Source organism: Labilibaculum manganireducens, assembly GCF_002843385.1.
Taxonomy (GTDB): Bacteria; Bacteroidota; Bacteroidia; order Bacteroidales; family Marinifilaceae; genus Labilibaculum; species Labilibaculum manganireducens.
In genome coordinates this window covers 1-20,389 of record NZ_MVDE01000050.1, presented here as the reverse complement: position 1 = coordinate 20,389, position 20,389 = coordinate 1, and the positions used below count along the sequence as shown (strand labels likewise).

15 protein-coding genes are annotated in these 20,389 nt (G+C 36.8%); 5 read left to right on the top strand and 10 right to left on the bottom strand.

Annotation, left to right across the window (positions count from 1 at the left end; all coding sequences use genetic code 11):
- Positions 1 to 4 precede the first annotated feature (4 nt).
- From BZG01_RS20060 to BZG01_RS20045, 4 genes are read right to left on the bottom strand one after another with little or no spacing between them, the layout of a single operon-like run.
- Positions 5 to 958, bottom strand: coding sequence for a PorP/SprF family type IX secretion system membrane protein (locus BZG01_RS20060; RefSeq protein ID WP_101311626.1), 954 nt, complete (start codon positions 956 to 958; stop codon positions 5 to 7).
- 2 nt (positions 959 to 960) lie between these two features.
- Positions 961 to 1,635 (bottom strand): T9SS type B sorting domain-containing protein, encoded by a 675-nt coding sequence (locus BZG01_RS20055; protein ID WP_101311625.1) that lies wholly within the window; start codon positions 1,633 to 1,635, stop codon positions 961 to 963.
- Between the two features lie 53 nt (positions 1,636 to 1,688).
- A complete protein-coding gene (holA, locus tag BZG01_RS20050; RefSeq protein WP_101311624.1) occupies positions 1,689 to 2,690 on the bottom strand; it encodes a DNA polymerase III subunit delta in 1,002 nt (333 codons plus the stop codon).
- Positions 2,691 to 2,701: 11 nt separating this feature from the next.
- Positions 2,702 to 3,472 (bottom strand): AMP nucleosidase, encoded by a 771-nt coding sequence (locus BZG01_RS20045; RefSeq protein ID WP_101311623.1) that lies wholly within the window; start codon positions 3,470 to 3,472, stop codon positions 2,702 to 2,704.
- 63 nt (positions 3,473 to 3,535) lie between these two features.
- On the opposite strand from BZG01_RS20045, the gene BZG01_RS20040 reads away from it, so the two are divergent.
- On the top strand, positions 3,536 to 4,000 hold the full coding sequence (locus tag BZG01_RS20040; RefSeq protein WP_101311622.1) for a type I restriction enzyme HsdR N-terminal domain-containing protein: 465 nt from the start codon (positions 3,536 to 3,538) through the stop codon (positions 3,998 to 4,000).
- Here BZG01_RS20040 and BZG01_RS20035 read toward each other — a convergent pair.
- The 4 genes from BZG01_RS20035 to recR all read right to left on the bottom strand — a co-directional run bounded on the left by BZG01_RS20035 (position 3,981) and on the right by recR (position 10,008).
- On the bottom strand, positions 3,981 to 4,529 hold the full coding sequence (locus BZG01_RS20035) for a GNAT family N-acetyltransferase (RefSeq protein WP_218973179.1): 549 nt from the start codon (positions 4,527 to 4,529) through the stop codon (positions 3,981 to 3,983). The genes BZG01_RS20040 and BZG01_RS20035 overlap by 20 nt on opposite strands.
- Positions 4,519 to 7,494: a PD40 domain-containing protein gene (locus BZG01_RS20030; RefSeq protein ID WP_101311621.1), complete on the bottom strand. Its 2,976-nt coding sequence runs from the start codon at positions 7,492 to 7,494 to the stop codon at positions 4,519 to 4,521. Before BZG01_RS20030 ends, BZG01_RS20035 begins: the two co-directional genes overlap by 11 nt.
- Positions 7,495 to 7,820: 326 nt before the next feature.
- Positions 7,821 to 9,137: a dihydrolipoamide acetyltransferase family protein gene (locus BZG01_RS20025; protein ID WP_101311620.1), complete on the bottom strand. Its 1,317-nt coding sequence runs from the start codon at positions 9,135 to 9,137 to the stop codon at positions 7,821 to 7,823.
- A 247-nt stretch (positions 9,138 to 9,384) separates the two neighbouring features.
- Positions 9,385 to 10,008 (bottom strand): recombination mediator RecR, encoded by a 624-nt coding sequence (gene recR, locus BZG01_RS20020; protein ID WP_101311619.1) that lies wholly within the window; start codon positions 10,006 to 10,008, stop codon positions 9,385 to 9,387.
- A 121-nt stretch (positions 10,009 to 10,129) separates the two neighbouring features.
- On the opposite strand from recR, the gene BZG01_RS20015 reads away from it, so the two are divergent.
- The gene (locus BZG01_RS20015) at positions 10,130 to 11,566 is read left to right on the top strand and encodes a sodium:solute symporter (protein ID WP_101311635.1); all 1,437 of its coding nucleotides are present in this window, start codon (positions 10,130 to 10,132) and stop codon (positions 11,564 to 11,566) included.
- 318 nt (positions 11,567 to 11,884) lie between these two features.
- Here the strand turns inward: BZG01_RS20015 and BZG01_RS20010 are convergent, their stop codons facing one another.
- Positions 11,885 to 12,628 carry a DUF6261 family protein gene (locus BZG01_RS20010; RefSeq protein ID WP_101311618.1) on the bottom strand — a complete coding sequence of 248 codons (744 nt, stop codon included), beginning with the start codon at positions 12,626 to 12,628 and terminating at the stop codon, positions 11,885 to 11,887.
- An 873-nt stretch (positions 12,629 to 13,501) separates the two neighbouring features.
- On the opposite strand from BZG01_RS20010, the gene BZG01_RS20000 reads away from it, so the two are divergent.
- From BZG01_RS20000 to BZG01_RS19985, 3 genes are all read left to right on the top strand, one after another.
- Positions 13,502 to 14,725 carry a hypothetical protein gene (locus BZG01_RS20000; RefSeq protein WP_101311616.1) on the top strand — a complete coding sequence of 408 codons (1,224 nt, stop codon included), beginning with the start codon at positions 13,502 to 13,504 and terminating at the stop codon, positions 14,723 to 14,725.
- A gap of 702 nt (positions 14,726 to 15,427) precedes the next feature.
- Entirely contained in the window at positions 15,428 to 16,261 is an 834-nt protein-coding gene (locus tag BZG01_RS21810) for an FKBP-type peptidyl-prolyl cis-trans isomerase (RefSeq protein ID WP_218973178.1), read from the top strand.
- Between the two features lie 26 nt (positions 16,262 to 16,287).
- Positions 16,288 to 16,734, top strand: a complete 447-nt coding sequence (locus BZG01_RS19985; RefSeq protein WP_101311615.1) for a cupin domain-containing protein — start codon at positions 16,288 to 16,290, stop codon at positions 16,732 to 16,734.
- A gap of 237 nt (positions 16,735 to 16,971) precedes the next feature.
- On the opposite strand, the gene BZG01_RS19980 is transcribed toward BZG01_RS19985, so the two are convergent.
- On the bottom strand, positions 16,972 to 20,043 hold the full coding sequence (locus BZG01_RS19980) for a cytochrome c biogenesis protein (protein ID WP_180327406.1): 3,072 nt from the start codon (positions 20,041 to 20,043) through the stop codon (positions 16,972 to 16,974).
- Positions 20,044 to 20,389: the final 346 nt, after the last annotated feature.

Here is a 20,389-nt window from a genome sequence, read left to right as displayed (position 1 = left end):
ATTACTAGAAATATCTTGGTGATGTAATCTGGCTTTTACGTAATGATAAATTGTAATTTAATATTATTTCATGATTTGTATAGCCTTTTGTCGGATAATTTCCGAAAGATTTTTCGTAGGAGTACGAAAATCTTAGTTTTTGAGTTAGTTGATAACCGAGTAAACCAGCCCAGGTGCCATCGCTTCTGTAACCAGCTCCCACAGATACCCCGCTGCCATGTATAAAATCGAAATTTACATTTATTAAGTTCGAGGTTTTATGTGAACCAACAAATAAAACCGAAGGAGAGAAATTAATTTCCCGGTTAATTGGCAGGGTAAGTCCGGCACCTAAATAATAGAAAAGGGATTTTGAATTAAAACTCACATTATTTGATATCCCTTCTGTTGAGGGTTGATCGTTCGAAAGTAATCTTGGAACCGAAAGGCTGAAATAATACTGGGGTGTGTAGTAGTAAAAGCCCAGACCAAAATTAGGAACCCAGGTCGATATGTTATTATCAGGAATTATTGCATCATTAGGACTGCTTGGGTTTGGATCATAAAAAGTCAGCTCAGTCCAATTAATTTGTTTATTAATGAACCCAGCCTGCAATCCCATTGATAATTTTCCTTCACGGTTGATTTGAATTTGATAGGCATAATTTAAAAAGACTGCAATATCTGATTGAATTCCAAACTTGTTGTGGTAAGCAACAGCTCCTAAACCCGAATTGGTGTAGTTTATTGGAGCCTGAAAAGAAACCATTGCTGTTTCCGGCGATCCTTCGACACCTACCCATTGGTTTCGGTAGGCGAGAACAGCCTCCATAAATCCGGTGTTGCCTGCATAAGCAGGATTGTAAAAAAGACGGTTGTATTTATGATTTGAAAAGCGGATTTCTTCCTGAGCCTGTAAGTTTACAGAACACAAAAGAACAAATACAAAGAGAATAGAGGATTTTAATATGTAATTCATTATCAGTACTTAATAACAATATATCCACTTTTTACATACTCTTTGTCTTTAATAATCAACTTAAAGAAATAGGTGCCTTTGGGAAGTTTATCCCCCGGGCCTAATTTAACGCCGGCCTTATTGTAACCACCATCCCAGGCATCGTCATTCGAATAATTTCGTTTTTCAAAAACCTTTGTTCCCCATCTGGAAAATACGATAAATTCATTTTCAGGATAGTTCTCTATTCCTTTAATGAAAAATTTCTCGTTGGTTCCATCATTGTTGGGTGTAAAGGAGGATGGGATCAAAAGTTCAACTTGATTTGGATCCACAACATTTACGATAACCAATGCTTTACTGCACTTTTTATTTTCGTTACAAATTTGATAACGGATTGTATCAGTGCCATATGAATTTTCATAAGGATAGTAAATCATTAAAGTGTTATTCTCTATCAAATGCATTTTCCCATATTGGTCGGTTTGATTTAAGATTGAAATCTCAAGTTCATCAACATCAGAAAATTTGTCATTTTGTAAAAAATCAACTTCAATATATACCACTTCGTTTGCGACGCTTTTATTGGTTATTGAAACCGTATCGTTTTGTGCAACAGGAGCAATTTGTCCAAAACTTACTGAGAAGTTAAGGCAGATAAGCATTGAAAGCAGGCAAATGGGTAGATAAAATCTCATAGTTGGGATTTATGTACAACTTAATTTTTGTTACTGTCTTTTTAATCAAATTTCTAATGAAGAATTTTAAAGATTAATTCCTTTAATAAATCTCCATGCTTCGTACTTACATCTCCAATTCCTTTCGATTTAAGATCATATTCCCGCAGCAATGCAATTATAGATACTAGTTTTTTAGGGTTATAATTTTTTGCTGCCAGTTTATAGTCTTTTACAAAATAAGGATTAATTTGTAAAGTAGACGCTACCATTTTATCATTGGTTTTATTTTTGATAAAATAATACTTTAAAACTTTTGAGAAATACGAGTGTAATAAGGCAATGGTTACAACCATTGGATTATTTTTTTCATTCGCAGCAAAATAGTTTATGATTTGATTGGCTCTAAAAACGTCTTTTTTGCCCAATGCATTTTGTAATTCAAAGTTGTTGAAATCTTTAGATATCCCAATGTTTTTTTCAATATCGCCTGGCGATATTGTTTTAGTTTCCGTTGTATTTATTGTTAATTTATCAATCGCGTTGGTAATTTTACCTAAATCGTTGCCTAAAAATTCGGCAAGTAAAAAGCACGCTTTTGAATCAATTTGATATCCTTGTTTACTGGTGTAATTTTTTATCCAATCAGGAACTTGATTTTCATAAATTTTTTTCGATTCAAATAAGATTCCGTTCTTGGCAACCTCTTTTGTAAAGCTTTTTCTTTTATCTAAAGATTTATATTTGTAATTAATTACCAGTATTGTTGAATGCAATGGATTTTGAATGTAGGATAAAAGTTGATCAATGTTTTTTATGTTTTGAGCTTCCCGAACCACAACCAATTGTTTTTCAGCCATCATTGGAAATCTTCGGGCCGTTGTTACTATAGTTCCAATATCAGTATCTTTACCATACAATATCGTTTGATTAAAATCTTTATCAGATTCATTCAGCGCATTTTCAATAATGTAATCAGTAATTTGATCGATAAAAAAACTTTCTTCTCCCATCAAAAAATAAACCGGAGCGTATTCTTTCTTTTTTAAGCTTTTAAGGATATCCTCAAATGTCATAAGTTTTTGTGTTAGAAGCGTAAGTGTTTTACAGATTGTTTATTGTGCATGATTTCTTTTAAGGATTCAATGCCAATACGGATATGTTCTTCTACAAAATTAAGTGTCACACTGGCATCACTTTCATCTGTCTTTATTCCATCCGAAATCATTGGCTGATCAGAAACTAAAAGCAAAGCTCCTGTGGGAATTCCATTATAAAAGCCGACGGTAAATATTGTTGCTGTTTCCATATCAATTGCCATGGCTCTGGTTTTTGACAGATATTTCTTGAAACGTTCGTCGTATTCCCATACCCGCTTATTGGTCGTGAAAACGGTTCCTGTATAATAGTCTCTGTTTCGATCTGAAATGACCTGAGAAACTGCTCTTTGAAGACTAAATGCTGGTAGAGAAGGGACTTCTGCCGGCAGATAATCATTAGAGGTTCCTTCGCTTCGAATTGCTGCAATTGGCAGGATTAGGTCGCCAAGTTTATTTTTACGCTTTAAACCACCGCATTTGCCTAAGAAAAGAACTCCTTTGGGTTTAACTGCGCTAAGTAAATCTAAAATGGTTGCGGCATTCGGACTCCCCATACCAAAATTAATTATGGTAATATTTTCGGCCGATGCATTTGGCATTGCTTTGTCTTCGCCTAGAATTTCAGCATTGTGCCATTCAGCGAACAGCTCAACATAGTGATTAAAATTAGTTAGGAGTATATATGGACTAAAATCAGCGAGTTCTCTGCCGGTATATCTGGTTAACCAGTTTTTTACAATTTCCTCTTTTGTTTTCATGTAGGTTTGGTCATTAAATATCAGGAATAATCTTCTACCTTTACAGGCTGTTAGAGCAATTTCATGGAAAACTTAAATTTACCAACTTATTCCTTTAAAATAAAATCTGAACTGCAAAGAAAACTAATTTTTGACAGTATTCGAAAGAAGTATGTGGTATTGACTCCGGAAGAATGGGTCAGGCAGAATTTCATTCAGTATTTGGTGAATGAAAAGAGGTATCCGGGATCTTTAATTGCAATTGAAAAGAAAGTGGATGTTAATCTTCTTCCTCAGCGAAGTGATATTGTTTTGTACAATAACAACGCACAACCTGTTATGATTGTTGAATGCAAATCGGTTAAGGTGAAGATAACTCAGGATGTTTTCAATCAAATTGCACGTTACAATATGAAACTGAGAGTTCCCTTTTTGGTTGTCACCAATGGTTTACAGCATTATTGCTGCCAAATGGATTATGACAAAAAGAGTTTTAAATTTATTCCTGAGATTCCTGTTTATGAAAGCATTAAGGATTTGCCGGATTAATTTTTTGTAAGCTGTATTCATCCATCCATCCGTTTTTCGAACGGATCCAATCTTTTTTATTCCCAATAATTTCAAATCCTTGTTTGGTAAACAAGCGAAGACTGACTTCATTGGAAACTGTAATATTGCAGTAGAGCTGATGAACCTGTAAAATACTAAATGCATAATTACATAAGATTTGTAATGCTTCCGAAGCAAATCCCTTGTTCTTGTTTTCGGTGTCGTTTATTAAGATCCCAATCCCTGCTCTTTGGTGAAATGGATCAAAATCAAAAAGATCTATTAAGCCTACCGGTGTATTTGTTTCAATTAATTCAATAACCAAGCGGAGTTGTTTGGTCTCAAAAATATCGAGATGCGACGATTCCAGATATTGTTTTAGAATAAAAATTGAAAATGGTTTTAAGGTATGACTGACTTCCCAAATAGTAGAATCATTCTCCCATTTGTAGAGAAGTTTTAAATCGGTTGGTTCAAGAGCCCGTAATCGAATACTTTTGCCTTCAAGTATTTGCATTTTAGTGTTCATTATACCATTTAATTTCCCTTGTGAAAGCATCAAGATAACCTTTTTTCGTCACTGAGGAAAGCCTGCTTTTGGCTTTTTCCAATGATGAATATTTCTGAAAAGTATATCTGGATAAACCATCGTTTCCCTTGTAAATTTGAAGGCTGTCAGTTCCTAAGTTGTTAAAGTAAGACAGAGGTCTGGCGTTTCGAAGTGCCATTACCTGAATCGTGTAGAAGTTGTCTGTTTCATCAGTATTGAAATTCAATACGTGTTCTCCCGAAAGAGATTTTCTTACAAAAGCATCCCAGTAGCCTCTTTTTAGAACATATCCTAAATCATTAACAGCCTCACCTTTATTTTGGTATGTCCGATAGGTATAGCGATACAATCCATTCACATCAGAGAAAACAGTAACATTCTCCAAATCAGCAAAGAAAGATAAGGGTTTAGGATTTCGAAGCGCCATTACCTGAATGGTGTAGGTGTCTTTTTCGGAATATTTCATTCCGGAATACAGCAGCTGATCGTTGATTACTGTACGAACAAAAGCATCCCAATAGCCCATTCGAATCAATCTGTTCATTTCGGTGATGGCTTCCTGATACGATGTGTATTTTTTATAGGTATATCGGGTATAGCCATCGGCTCCGCGGAAAGCTTTTACATTATCCAGATTATCAAAAAAGTCTGTTTCAACGTATAGTTTCAGCGCCATTATCTGAATGGTGTAATAGGTTTCTCCGCCAGTTTGTTCTTTAATTAAATTGTCGTTCGATAGAATTTTGATTTTCGAAGCTGTGAATCCTTTAGAAACAATATCCTTTTGAGCTTTAGCTGCTTTCTTATAGTCTTTGAACTTACCGTAGGTGTAGTGGTATTTTTTGTCCGGACCAATAGTCTCTTTCACACCATCAAGGGTTTCAAAAAGTTCTGGTTGCGGAGAATTAAAATTCCCTAAATCCAACGTGAATGCTAAATCGCCGGAGTTTAATACCTCAACTTTTGAATTTTGAGCGTTAATAATTGACTGTTTAATTAATTCATCTTTCGCCTCAATATTAATATTTTCAGTTTTTTTAGTTGGTTCGTCTTTTTTCATTTCCGGTATTGTTACCGGATTTTTTATCGGAGTCAGATTTTTACCGGGAAGAATCGTGGTACTACCAGATTCGTCTTTTGTACTTACTATATCCTTTTTAATTTCGGCCGGTACAACAGAATCGATTTTAATTTCTTCATTCGCACTGATTGTATCACCGTTAACTTCAGGAGTAATGAATTTTTTATCCTCAGGAATAGAATCTTTGCCAGGAGGAAGTGAACCAATATCATTTAGTTTACTTTCATCCAAATCGATCAGTTCCAAAGCGTTTGGATAGTCCGGCTCATCCTTGGTTCTCAATGTTAACGGAAGCAGGGTTATAACACTGTGGTTTTCTTTGTTTGCAAATTCGGGTGGGATATTTAAAACGGTGCGAAGGGTTCTGTAACCTTCAGCTACAATTTCGATATCGTATTTTTTACCGGCATCAACAATAAACAGGAATTTACCCGTTGCGGCATTTGGTGTATAAATTCCGATTACATTTCCATCTTTACTCACTGTGATTTTAGAATTTACAACCACGTTGCCACTCGAATTGATAATTTTTCCTTTTAGTACAAATAATCCTGCTGTATTTTCGTCAGGAGTTTTGATTAAAAATATATCCGTTCTTCCAAAGCTGCCTTTTCTGTAGGAAGCAAAATACGCTCTTTTGCCATCGGGTGTTGGAGTGTAATAAATATCATCATCTGTTGAGTTAATCGGGTAACCGACATTAACCGGTGCAGTCCAGCGGCCTTTGATGTTTACACTTTTGAAAATATCCAATCCGCCCATCGTTTTATGTCCGGCAGAACTAAAATATAAGGTTTTTCCATCGGGGTGAATGAAGGGAGCATCATCATCATATTCGGTATTGATAGCAGGGCCAAGATTTTTTGCACGTCCCCATTTGCCGTTCGGAAGTTTGGTAACGGTGTAAACATCCATGCCGCCAAATCCGCCCGGACGATTGCTGGAAAAGAATATTGTTCTGTTATCAGCAGAAATTGAAATATGACTTTCCTTGCTTGATGAGTTGATAACAGGAGCTAGTTTTTCCGGTTCGCTCCACTCAGTGCCATTCAACCTGCTTCTATAAATATCTCCGCCTTCGGACTCCCGGCTGTTAACATAGCCGGCTTTGTAAATATAAAGTTCTTGTCCATCAGCCGAAATGGAGATGGAGGCATCGTGGTCGATGGTATTTAGCTTTGCGATCCCCACCGGATCCGACCAAATTCCATTTATGCGATGAGTGATATAGATATCTTCGAAATATTGACCGTCAGAGTCAATTTTGCTTCCGGTACCGTTTCTCCTGGAAGTGAAAACCATGGTGCTTTCATCAGCTGTAACTCCCGGACTGTGTTCAGAAAATTCTGTGTTTATTTTATTTCCCAGATTGATGATGGAGATGTTTACCGGATTCTTCATCAATTCAATACCATTTTTGCACATTTGCATATTGCGCTGAATATCATTTCGAAAGGATGTATTCTGAGGTGAAATAATCTGTAGTAAATCCTTGTAAACTTTTAAAGCTTCTTTAAATTGGTAATTGGCATGATATGCTTTCGCTAAATTGAAGTATACATCCATCGAAACATTGTTTTTCGAGCTGGTGTATTGAATGGCTTTTTCCAACAGGTCAACAGATTTTTCTTTTTCTGATACAATGTTCAGATAGCACAATCCCAGTTTGAAATTTAAATCAGCATTTCGGGAGGATTCATTGAGTAACTCTTTGTAAATGAGTGCTGCTTTTGAATAGTTTCGATTGTCCAGAAATTTTTCTGCAATTTGATATTGCCTTTTCGATTTAATTTTTTGCTGTTTAGGAGAAGCGAAAAGAGAGTGAGAGTTAGTTATCCCTGTTAAAACAGAGATAAGAACCATAAAAAAAACCTTTAGTGCAAAAGGTGTCTTTTTGTTCAGTTTATGGGCTGTTGAACAGTTTATATGGTTTAAATTAATTAACAATAACTAAATATAGTAGATAAGGGTCAAACTCCAATAGCAAATGTAATAAAAAAGCAGAATTGTTAATAAAAACTTACAACTTTCTCTGCCATTTTTAAATTCTTGCTAAAGTAATCATTGCTGCACATTTATACTGTACAAAATAAATAATTTTGTTTGATGTTTTGAGTAATAGCCAAGGAATGGGTATAAAAAAGCCATTGAAGAAGATTCAATGGCTTTTTTCTCTGTTTTTATTGATACTAAATCGTTCTTTTTGTGTCGAAATTTTCTAAGTTTTCAGCAATTCTTTTCAGAAACATACCTCCAAGAGCTCCATCAACAACTCTATGGTCATACGAGAGTGACAACACCATAATTTGCCGGATACCAATTGTATCTCCATGAGGAGTTTCGATAACTGCCGGTTTCTTTTTTATGGCGCCAACCGCTAAAATAGCTACTTCGGGTTGGTTAATGATTGGTGTTCCTGTTGTACTGCCAAATGCACCAAGATTTGTAATGGTAAACGTACTGCCTTTTATTTCGTCGGGCTGCAGTTTGTTGTTTCTTGCCCGCTCTGCCAGATCATTTACTTTTGTGGTAATGCCTATCAGATTTAATTCATCGGTTGCTTTAATAACCGGAACAATTAAGTTACCGCTCGGAAGAGCTGTTGCCATTCCGATATTGATGTATTTTTTACGAATAATCCGATCACCGTCAACAGAAACATTAACCATAGGATAATCTTTTAAAGCACTGGTAACCGCTTCAACAAAAATAGGAGTGAAGGTTAATTTTTGATTTTCTTTTTTCAGAAATTCATCTTTCACTTTATTTCTCCAATTTACCAAACCGGTAACATCTACATCAATAAAGGAAGTAACGTGCGGAGAGGTCTGTTTTGAACTGAGCATGTATTGTGCAATGAGTTTACGCATGCGATCCATTTCAATGATCTCAACATTTTCGCCTTCGTAGCTTTTGTGAGCAGTAACAGCAACGGAATCCGAACTAATTGGAGCAACAATCGGTTCTGCAGGAATGATTTTGGCTGGTTGTGATTTTTTATTTTTCAGATATTCAAGAATATCTTTTTTCGTGATTCTGCCGGCTTCTCCTGTTCCTGGAATTTGGTTTAATTCATCTGTCCCAATATTTTCAGCCTGAGCAATTGTTCTCACCAATGGAGAAATAAAAGTACCTCCTTCTGTTTTACTGCTGATTTGAGGAGCTATTGTTTCTAAAAAAACTGGTGCCGCAAAATCTTCTGATATTGGTTCCTGTTCTTTCTGTATAGGGCTTTCTTCTGTATTTTCAGTATCCGTTTCTTCTCCTTCGGTTGCAATAATGGCAACCACATCACCCACTTGTGGAGTGTCACCTTCATTGAAAAGGAATTTTACGATTTTACCTGCTTTAGGGGCGGGAATTTCTGAATCAACTTTATCTGTTGCAATTTCTATGATTGGGTCTTCTTCCTCAACAAAATCACCAACTTTTTTAAGGAATTGAGTAATTGTTGCTTCTGTGATTCCTTCACCCATTGCGGGAATCAGGATTTCTATTTTAGCCATGTTAGCGTTGTGTTTTTTGATTGTGTTTATTTAGTCTAAATACTACACGAAATTAATAAAATAACAGAAACGGACAAATACATCCGAAAAGGGATTGTTTCAAGTAACAAGGATTAAGTAAAAAGTAACAAGGATCAAGTTTCAAGTGACAAGGATTAAGTAAAAAGTAAAAAGTTTCAAGTAACAAGTATTGAAAAGTCTTACCTATTTAGTTAGAAACTCCGAAATTTGCCTAACTCCTAACCGCTTACTGTAAATTTTGATCGAAAAGGGTTCTGTGTAATATTGATCTTCCCAATGTAATTTCGTCGGTATACTCCAATTCATCGCCAATAGAAACACCTCTTGCAATAGTTGTTATGGGCACTTTAAATTTGTTCAGTTTTTTATAGAGGTAAAAGTTGGTTGTATCTCCTTCCATGGTTGTGCTCAAGGCTAAAATAACCTCCTTGGCCTTGCCTTCGCTAACTTTCTGAATTAATGGTTCAATTTTCAGATCACTGGGACCAATTCCATCCATAGGGGAGATGATTCCACCCAAAACATGGTAAATTCCATTGAATTGCTGGGTTCTTTCAATCGACATTACATCGCGGATGCTTTCTACCACACAAATGGTTTCATGATCGCGCTTTGGGTTGGCACAGATGTCGCACAAAGAAGTGTCGGAAATGTTGAAGCAGGAATTGCAGTGCTTAATTTCATTGCGCAATTGGATGATGGATGAACCGAAAAGATTTACATCTTCCTTGGGTTGGTTCAGTAAATGCAAAACAAGGCGCAATGCCGTTTTTCTTCCTATGCCCGGAAGTTTTGAAAACTCAGCAACAGCATTCTCAAGAAGCTTGGAAGGGAAATTGGTGTAACTCATTTTTACGATTGATTCTTTAGTCTACCTCAAAAGTAACAATTTAGAATTGAATTTAAACCTGAGAGGTTTTCGAAACCTCTTAGGTTTGTGTATTTTTGATCTGCATTTTAAAATTCAGCCTGTGTCACCAGTTTCTATTCTGCTTGTTGTTGTCGGGTATTTTTCCCTTCTGTTAGTCATATCATATTTTACAGGCCGTAAGGCCGATAACAAAGGATTCTTTGTTGGCAACAAACAATCGCCGTGGTATGTGGTGGCGTTCGGTATGGTGGGAGCATCACTTTCCGGCGTTACATTTATTTCGGTTCCGGGTTGGGTTAAATCCATTGATTTTACCTACATGCAGATGGTGTTTGGTTACATGCTGGGGTATATTGTTGTGGCAAATATTCTGCTGCCACTGTACTACAAGTTAAATCTCACCTCAATTTATTCCTATTTGGATGGTCGGTTTGGTAAAAATTCCTACAAAACAGGAGCCTCTTTCTTTTTACTATCCAGAACCATTGGCGCTTCCTTTCGTTTGTTTTTAATGGCAAATGTGCTGCAGATTACGGTTTTTGATGCCTGGGATGTACCGTTTTTTGTAACTGTTTCAATAACCATATTGCTGATTTGGCTGTACACCTTCAAGGGCGGAATAAAAACAATTGTCTGGACCGATACACTTCAAACTCTCTTTATGCTTTTGGCAGTTGGTATCAGTATTTACCTGATAATGGATCAACTAAATATGGATATCACTGGTTTAGCCAATACCATCAGCGAAAGCGATTATTCAAGAGTGTTTGAGTTTGGAGACTGGCAAAGCAAGCAGAACTTTTTTAAACAATTTTTTACCGGAGCTTTCATTACCATTGTAATGACTGGTTTGGATCAGGACATGATGCAGAAAAATCTGAGTTGTAAAAATCTGGGCGAAGCCAAAAAGAACATGTATTGGTATGGCTTTGCTTTTATTCCGGCAAACTTGTTATTTCTGATTTTGGGTGCTTTGCTGCTGATTTTTGCCCAACACCAAGGCATTGCAATTCCTGAAAGGGGAGATGATCTGTTTCCGATACTGGCAACGCAGCATTTGGGGCCAGTGGTTAGCTTGTTCTTTTTAATTGGACTGATGGCTGCTGCTTATTCGAGCGCCGATTCGGCACTAACATCACTAACCACATCTTTTACGGTTGATATTTTAGGCGCAGACGAAAATGATGAGGCGCAGACCAAAAAGTTAAGATTTAGATCGCATCTGTTGTTTTCCTTGTTGCTGCTTGTTGTGATATTGATATTTCGTGCCATTAACGATGATTCGGTAATTGCCGCCATTTTTACCATTGCTGGTTACACCTACGGTCCATTGTTGGGATTATACGCCTTTGGCTTGTTTACCAAACTGAAAGTGAGAGATAATTTAGTACCTGTTGTCGCCATTTTATCACCGATCATTTGTTACATCCTAAAAGATAATTCGATGGATTGGTTTGGAATTGCCATTGGGTTTGAATTGCTGATGATTAACGGTGCGTTAACGTTTTTGGGATTGTGGTTGGTGCGAAGGAAATAATTTATTTGTCCTGATACCTCATCCTATCCTTCTCCTGAAGGAGAAGAGAAGACAGCTTCAAGTTTTTTTGATTTGCGGATTTGTAAAACTCCCTCGCCTTTAGGAGAGGGCTGGGGATAGGTTTAAGAATTATCCCGACACCTCATCCTATCCTTCTCCTGAAGGAGAAGAGAAGACAGCTTCGTTTTTTTTCGAAAGGATTTGTAAAACTCCCTCTCCTTCAGGAAGGGGCTGGGGAGAGGTATTCTCAAATAGCCATAAAAAAAAGGAACAGATCAAATCCGTTCCTTCTTTCCTTTTAGTCCAAATAATAGTTCGTTATTCTGTAATGTTCAGCTCAGGTTCTTCTGCAGTATTTCGGGTTTTGCGTGCGCGGGCTTTGGTATTAATACTTTCGATATGCTGGGCAATTACACCATTAATTGCGGCATACTTTTCGGGTAGAGCAACTGCTACGCTATCCAGATAAGCAGTCAGCTGATCGTTAATAATTTTACGGATCACATTTTTTTGAGTAGATGCAGGAGTCACCTTTTCTAAATCGGCAACAGATTGTTGGAATTCTACAAAAGTACTTCTGAAATCTTCCGAAGCAGCCGTAAAAGCGTCAAATCGGCGTGGAACACCAGCCAGCATCTCTAAAGACGGACGAACATCAGGATGATTGATATTTTCGATTAATGATTTTGTTAAGGCCATCTGACTTTCGTAGCTCTGGCGGTGCAGATTCAGATTGTTCGAATCGAAAATACTCCAAATACGCTGTGCCTTTTCGGCGATGTCTTTTTCGGGCGCATAGGTATTTGCCCAAATAAACTGCTTGGTGCAGATAAACAATTGGTCTGCAATCTCATCTTTTTCATGAAGGATTTTTGGCTGCGTACCACTCTTCGAGAAACGAATCGATTTTGTAAAAATCACATTTTCGGTGCCCAGATTTGCAAGAATGGAGCTTAAAGCCATATCTGCACTCCAATCGCCTTTCGAAAAAGCAATTAAAAGATTGGTTGCAAGCGTACTTATTTCGGACGTGTTGCAGTAATGAAAAATTTTTTGGTTCATAATATTCAAGTTTTAATTCGGTTTTGGACTAAACGAAGGTCTAATTTAGAAAAATATTGCTAAACAATAAGCGTAACTGTTAATTAATTTATGCTAAGTGTCAATTTTGAAAGTTGGCAACTTTGACAGCTTGTTTATTTTACATGATTCTCTATCTTGTAAAATTTTTGTTGTTTTTTAATGTAAAACAAAGATGTCTGCAGATGTTCTGCTCTCAACATCCCCTTCGATGAGGGTGTTTGTATTATTTCTGTTTCGGGAGGACTGTTTGCTGCCCGTTAATTCATCTTTGCAAGGCAAAAAATCACTTCCGCAAACCCGTATAGACGCTTTTAACAGTAAAAAGAGAGTTCGGCAAGGCTGTTCACCCTTCTTTTGTCTTGAAAAAGTGATTTCATACGCGAAAAACAGCAGTTTGCCCCTTACATTTGCCTTTGCAGATGAGGTTTTTACCCATTCGGCCTCTTAAATCTGCTTTACAGATGCGAAAAATGGTTTTTTGCCCCTGAAATTTAACACTACAAACTCGTTGAAGGCCGATTTTGCCTTTAATTTACAGTCAACAGCCTTGTAGAACAGCTTTTCTGCACCTTAGTTTTGCAGGGCGGATGTGTTTGTTGTTAAAAGAGGGCTGTTATTTTGAATTCGGATGAGGTGGTGGGTAGTTGAGATCTTATTTTTATGGTTTTAGAAAGACGGAACGTTTTTAAGTGTTCTAAATACTTGGACTCTCTATGTATTGTTGATGGTCATTCATTAAATCGCGTAATGCTTATTATTTAAAAATATAGCACGTAACAATATATAATTCATATATTTAGTATTCTGGAAATAAGATATGAGTGTTTATTAAAAAATTAAATATCAATTAAAATGGAACAATTTTCAAAAAAATGGTTTAAGTCTGATCAATTTCTAACAGAAGATACTGGAATTAAAGTGTCTGATCTTTTGGGTTTGATAAGTACTAGTGAATTTTTTAATGATATCTATAACCTTTTGGATATTGAAGCTATAGTTGATGATTTTATTAAGATTAAAGGAGCTACAACTCTAGTTGCAACAATAAAAGAACTTGATAAAAAATTCGAGAAAATTGATTTGGTTTCAGATTTTCAAGATATAACACTTTTTAGTAATGGCGAATTAACTTTAAATTTTAATAATCTAGAGGGCGTAGATTATTTTAAAGAAATGGGATATGATTCCATTATAGCACATCCTATCCATTCTGCTCGAAGGGATTTTTTCTCAGGATTGTATAATATGGATAAATATGCTAGTAGGCTAATAGCTAATGGCTATAAACATATATTAACTGAAAATATGAGACTTCTTAGTGAGGTTACCGAAAATAGGAGGAAGTATAGATTATTACATGATACTGGAGAGAATAAGTTCTATCTACGAGGAATTATATCTACGGATCACTATAATGATTATAACAACAGCATTGCAGTAGTTGTTGGTTTGTTGACATTACACAGAGAAATGTTGGATACCGGCACTAAATATGATTTGTCTTTATGTGAATACAACGAATCGGCGATAAGAATGTTTTTTGATAGTTCGGAGATGACCGAATTAGAGGGGATTGGTGTGGTAAAGAATATTGTGGAGATTGCAAATGATGAAATTAAAAGAGAATCGTTAAAATTTCTAGGAGTTTGTTCAATCAATTATAAGAATAAGGATAATATTGAACGAGAATTGATAGTAGCACCTAAGGAAGTTAAGACAAAAATACTCTCAATATCGCATAATCAATCCCCAAATACAGCAATGAAGAAATTGTCTGAAATTAAAAATGCGAATGATATTCATAAGGAAGTATTTGATGATATTGCAAGGATAAGGGCGATAAAGAAACCAGAACAGATTAAATTTCTTATAAAGAGAAAAGTTGAGGGGGCGCGTAGGGATGAACTGAGTAAATATAAAGATGCCTTTTTAGGAGTGTTAAGTGTTAAGATTGAAAATGTAATTCAATTGCTGGAGATTTTTAATAAATTTAATTTGATCGTGGATGAAGATATTGAAGCTAAAGAGTTTTTAAGATATTTATTGTATGAAACAATCGTAGCTAATAAAAAATAGAGCTTTTTTTGATAAATTCCCTGTTAGTGCGCGATTGTATCGCGTTCCTTACTATTGTAAAGATAGAACCACACGATACAATCGTGCGGTAGCGGTGTCGCTGTCATGTTGAGCTTGTCGAAACATCTCATCTTAATGAAAGGATTCTTCGGCTGCGCTCAGAATGACGATGGTTCGGTATTTTTCCCTTGTCTCCCACTTCAGCTGGGGCATTAAACACATCTCTTCCACAGCTTTGATACCTCAACCTATCCTTCTCCTAAAGGAGAAGAGAAGACAGCTTCGTTTTTTAAACTCCCTCTCCTTCAGGAGAGGGCCGGGGAGAGGTTTTAAAATTATTCCGATACCCTCAACCTATCCTTCTCCTAAAGGAGAAGAGAAGACAGCTTCGTTTTTTAAACTCCCTCTCCTTCAGGAGAGGGCCGGGGAGAGGTTTTAAAATTATTCCGATACCCTCATCCTATCCTTCTCCTGAAGGAGAAGAGAAGACAGCTTTGTTTTTTTTAACTCCCTCTCTTTTAGGAGAGGGTTGGGGAGAGGTTCTAGAATGTCACAATCCCGAACATTCCCACTTTTTACTATATTTGTTTTTTCAATAAAAACAGATAGATAGGAAACGCCCCTGTAAAAAGTGTTACATACAGAAGAAGGAGTGTAATTTGGGAGTTCCGTATGGCAAATCAAAAACAAATTATAAATCATATGAAGTATAGCTTATTAATCCTGTGTTTGGCCTTTTTAGTTTCATGTTCGGGTTCCGATGATGAAAAAGATTACAGGGCAGAGAATGAAGAAGAGATTGCTGCTTATGTGCTCGCAAACAATTTAGCTGCAGAAAAAACTGCATCGGGTCTGTATTACGTAATTGAGGAGGAGGGGACAGGAGCCACCATTACAAGTAGTTCTAATGTAACAGTTACCTACAAAGGTTACTATACCAATGGTACAATTTTAGATGACAGCAAGGAGAATTTAGTTTCCTTCAATTTACAAGGTGTTATTCCTGGCTGGACTGAAGGATTGACCCATTTTAAAGAAGGCGGTAAAGGAATGCTTTTAATTCCGGCACATTTAGGTTACGGAAGTAAAGACTCTAATGGAATACCTGGTGGTTCTGTTCTTATTTTTGAGATTGAGGTATACACTCCTGAAATGATTGCAGCGAAGAATGAGGCAGATATACTTGCTTATCTGGAAACAAATAATTTAACAGCAACCAGGAGCGATTCCGGTTTGTATTATACAATTGAAGAGGAAGGAACGGGAGCACAGCCAACAGGTACGTCGAATGTAACAGTGGCCTACAAAGGTTATTTTTTGAGTGGATCTGTTTTCGATGAAAGTGGTTCAGCTGGAGTTTCTTTTGGATTGGATGAGGTAATTAAAGGTTGGAAAGAAGGTATTACCTATTTTAAAGAGGGAGGTAAGGGGAAGTTGTTTGTTCCTGCAGCCTTGGCATATGGTAGCTATAACTATTCAAAAATCCCTGGGGGATCAGTCCTTATTTTTGATATTAATTTGATCTCTGTAAAATAAACGGGAACCAAATTCCATTCGATTCTATGAAGATAAAGGATGCCAATCAGGTAATCGATATTGTATCGAAGTACATTGATCTTTCGGTTATTCCATTTGGACAGGACAAAAGGTCGGTTGTTCATGTAGATACCCGTCAGCCAATGTATGGCGGCAATGGTGTTGTTTACCTCTTGCAGATGTTTGATGCGGATGAGTTGATTAACAATCGGATTGGTTGTTTCATGGTCTTTTTGAATAAATACGATCAGGCCGGATTTCACGATCACGGCTCAAGAGGCGAAGAAGAGATTTATGTAGTGATGCATGGCGAAGGAGAGTATTCCGATAAGGCAGGTGAAGATGGTAAAGTAAGAACCCATAAAATCACGAAAGGAAACATCACTGCAGTAAGCAATGAGGGATTTCATTCGGTACGAAATACCACCGGCGAACCGCTCATTATTTTTGTAATTACTACCAATAAGGCATAAAGAAAAGCTTGAAAAAGACAAGGCGGGAATCAAAAATGATTCCCGTTTTTTTTGTTTGTTTTCTCCACCTTTTAAGAGGAGATGTCCGCAGGACAGAGGGGTGCAAAATAGTTGTTTTACTCTTTGGGAATATATCTTCATCAATTGCCTCAAAATTCAATCCGAGGATGAATATAAATGGCAATAAAAAAGAGCCTCACGCAAGTGAAGCTCTTTAAACTTTGAAATATATTTATTTTACGCCTCCACCTCTTCTGGCTCGGTATTGTGTTTTTTGTAATTGAAGTAAGCTGTTAAACTTAGAATCAGAACAATTGCAACGGTGTAGTACACCCAGGTTGGCACCGGAACAGGATCACCTTTTGCGTACGAATGCATACCAGCCAAATAGTAATTCACACCAAAATAAGTCATTAAGATTGAGCTGTAGCCCCAAACCGAAGCAATATTAAAGGAATAAACCGATTTTAAGCCGGGAATAAAGCGCATGTGCAATATAAAACTGTATACCAAAACACTTACCAGTGCCCATGTTTCTTTAGGGTCCCAACCCCAGTATCGTCCCCACGATTCGTTGGCCCAAATACCACCCAAAAAAGTTCCGATGGTAAGGAAATACAAGCCGATGGTCATAGTCATTTCACTAATCCGGCTAAGATCTGTTACCGTGTTTTTAATTCTATCGATGTTATTCTTATTCTGTAAATTGAACAGGAAGAGGTTGATCATTCCTAAAATTGCCGCCAGAGCAAGAAAACCGTAACTGGCAGTAATAATGGCTACGTGAATGGTTAGCCAGTACGATTTAAGAACCGGAACCAGGTTCGTTACCTCTGGATTCATCCAGCTTAAATGTGCAACAAAAAGAGTTAAACCAGCAAGAATAGATGTTGCAGCTAAGGCAAAATCCGATTTCTTCACAAAAATGAATCCTGAAAGCAAACAAGCCCATGCCACATAAGTCATCGATTCAAAACCGTTGCTCCAGGGAGCATGACCGGAAATATACCATCTGGCAGCCAATCCGGTTGTGTGTAAGATAAAGCCAATTCCTAATATCAGTATGGCTGCACGCATAATCCACTTTACCGAAAATTTCGGGTTGATAATCTGGATCACCAGAAACACGACTAAAAAGAAACCAATTAATAAATAGTAGGGGAATAACCTTTTAAAGATGTTGGTATTGTTGTATAGAACCTCAATTTTTTGTTTGGCAGGCGATGGAATCACATTTTGGGCAAAACGGTTTTGATAGGTTTTTATTCCTGCAATATAATTGTCTGCATTTGCAAAATCGCCGCTGTTTAAGGCTTGTCCCAGCAACAACATTGATTTTTTTACAAACAAAGAATCATCGCCGGAAAAAGCCAGTTCAGCAGTAGGACTGTACCAGGCATGCATGTCATCGTTCGGATCAGGGAATATTTTTAAGAATTCACCAGTAAACACCATATAGCTGATGTTAACCCTTTCGTCAACCGAAATAATTTCCTTATCGTAACCTGTGCGCTGCGATGGTTTTCTTGAATAAGCATCCTGTACTTTCTTCGAAAGTTTATATTGACCTTGTTGGTCTAAAAAGTGTCCGAACGATGCGTATTTGCCCGAAATGCCAAGTTCCTTAGCCAATTCGGAATTTCCAACCTTAATCATGGCAACTGTTTGCCACTGTTGTGGATTTACAATCATGCTAAGAAAAACCTGCTCGGCAGTATATCCCTGAAACTTGCTTTTCTTTGTGATTTTACGAATCACCTCGCTGGCCATGGTGTTAATGGGTTCGAAACGACCGCCGTTATCTTGCACCAACAATGCTCCAAAATCCTGCGATTGCTTTAGTGGAACAATTGGCAGTATTTCATTTTGTGCCGAAGCAGGAAACAGACTGCCTGCAATCAGGAAAGCTGTTACGGCAATAACTTTCATACTTTTCGATTTTGCACCCAATACTTTAAAACGGGTAGCCGGACTAATCAACGACCAGGCCATCCCCAGCATCAGAATAAAATAACCAAAGTAGGTGATTCTCATTCCCCACTGGTCGTGATTTACCGAAAGAACAGTTCCTTTTTCATCCGTATCATACGATGCCTGAAAAAATCTAAATCCTTCGTATTTTAGAATGTTATTCATGAAAATACGATGGTTTTGTTCAATCCCTTTTTCATTATCCACAAGAGTAACTTCACTTGCAAATGAAGATGGGCTGTTCGAGCCGGGATATCGGTCTAAGATAAATTTGTTTAGTTTCAGCGAAAATGGAATTTCAATTGTTTTTGGACCGTAAGCCACTGCAACATCAATACCGTTTATCATCAAATTACTGGGTACGCCAACATAATTACTTGATCCTTTCACAATCATTTCCTTTTGCTCATTTCCACTTTTCACATCAAATACCAATACTGTAGGGGCATTCTTATCTCCGCCTTGTATGTATTTGTAAATTGCAGCAGGGAAAAAGTTTTTGATTACTATTTTGGTGCCGTTTAAATCGTATAATTTCTTAGGGAATACCACGTGCCATTTATTAGCTTCCATCGGAATTGGATCTCCGCCCATCATACTTACTTCCGAAAATTCAAAGGGAGAAATTATTCTTAAACTATCCGAGTAATCGAAAACAATAGTATTTGTATTGGGATTGCCCCCAAATGCTAAGAGATTAGTACCGATGTCTTTTTGTTCGTTATAAGCCAGAGTCAAATTCTGCATTCCTGCCATTCCTGTTGAACCAACCGCAACCATCTCAATAATGGGTTTACCATTCAGGTCTTGTGCAATGGTCGATTGAGCATTGGGAATCATTGTTTTAAGTGATACCTCAACGTTTTTATTGTCGATATTCAAATCATCACTAAATTCAGTTGTTTTTACCGATGAAACAGTAATTTTTTCGCTTAATTGACTGATCTTGCTATTGGTTCGTGCCTGAATATTGATGTAGGAACTCATCGTGGTGATCTGGTTGGTTGATTGTCCTTCGCGAATGTGCATATTGCCTTCGTAACCAATATATCGGGTAACCGCCGAGCCTATAAAAATAATAATGAAGGCTGCATGAAACAGGAATACAGACCACTTTTCTTTTTTGTAGAGCTTGTATCGGAAGATATTCACAACCAAATTTATGCAAAGTAAAAGTAGCATTAACTCAAACCACCAGGCATCATAAACCAATACACGGGCAGCTGAAGTGCCAAAATCATTTTCTATAAAGGTTGCTGTTCCAATTGAGAAAGCAAATAAAATGATGAGTACTCCCATCATTTGCATAGAGAATAGGAAATTCAGAAACTTATTCATAGTTGATAAAATTTTATTTCGTTTAAAGAATTTTATTGACATTCGGATGAAAGCCTTATGTTTCGTCAGTTTCCGAATATGGGAGTTCAAGATACGCTTTTCTTTATAATTACAAAATACCTCAAATTGCACTTATCGTGCACATTACAATACATTTTCTCATGTAAATCGTGTAACTTGTTGTTAGTAAGATGATCTCTTTTTTTTGATCTGATATTTATCTTTGTTATAGTAGATAAATATCTGCTGTGCTTCGGTAAATATTGTATCTAGATACAATAAAACCAGTATTTATTAAGATTAAAGATAAATTACATATGTATCATATTTGTCTTTATTGATATGA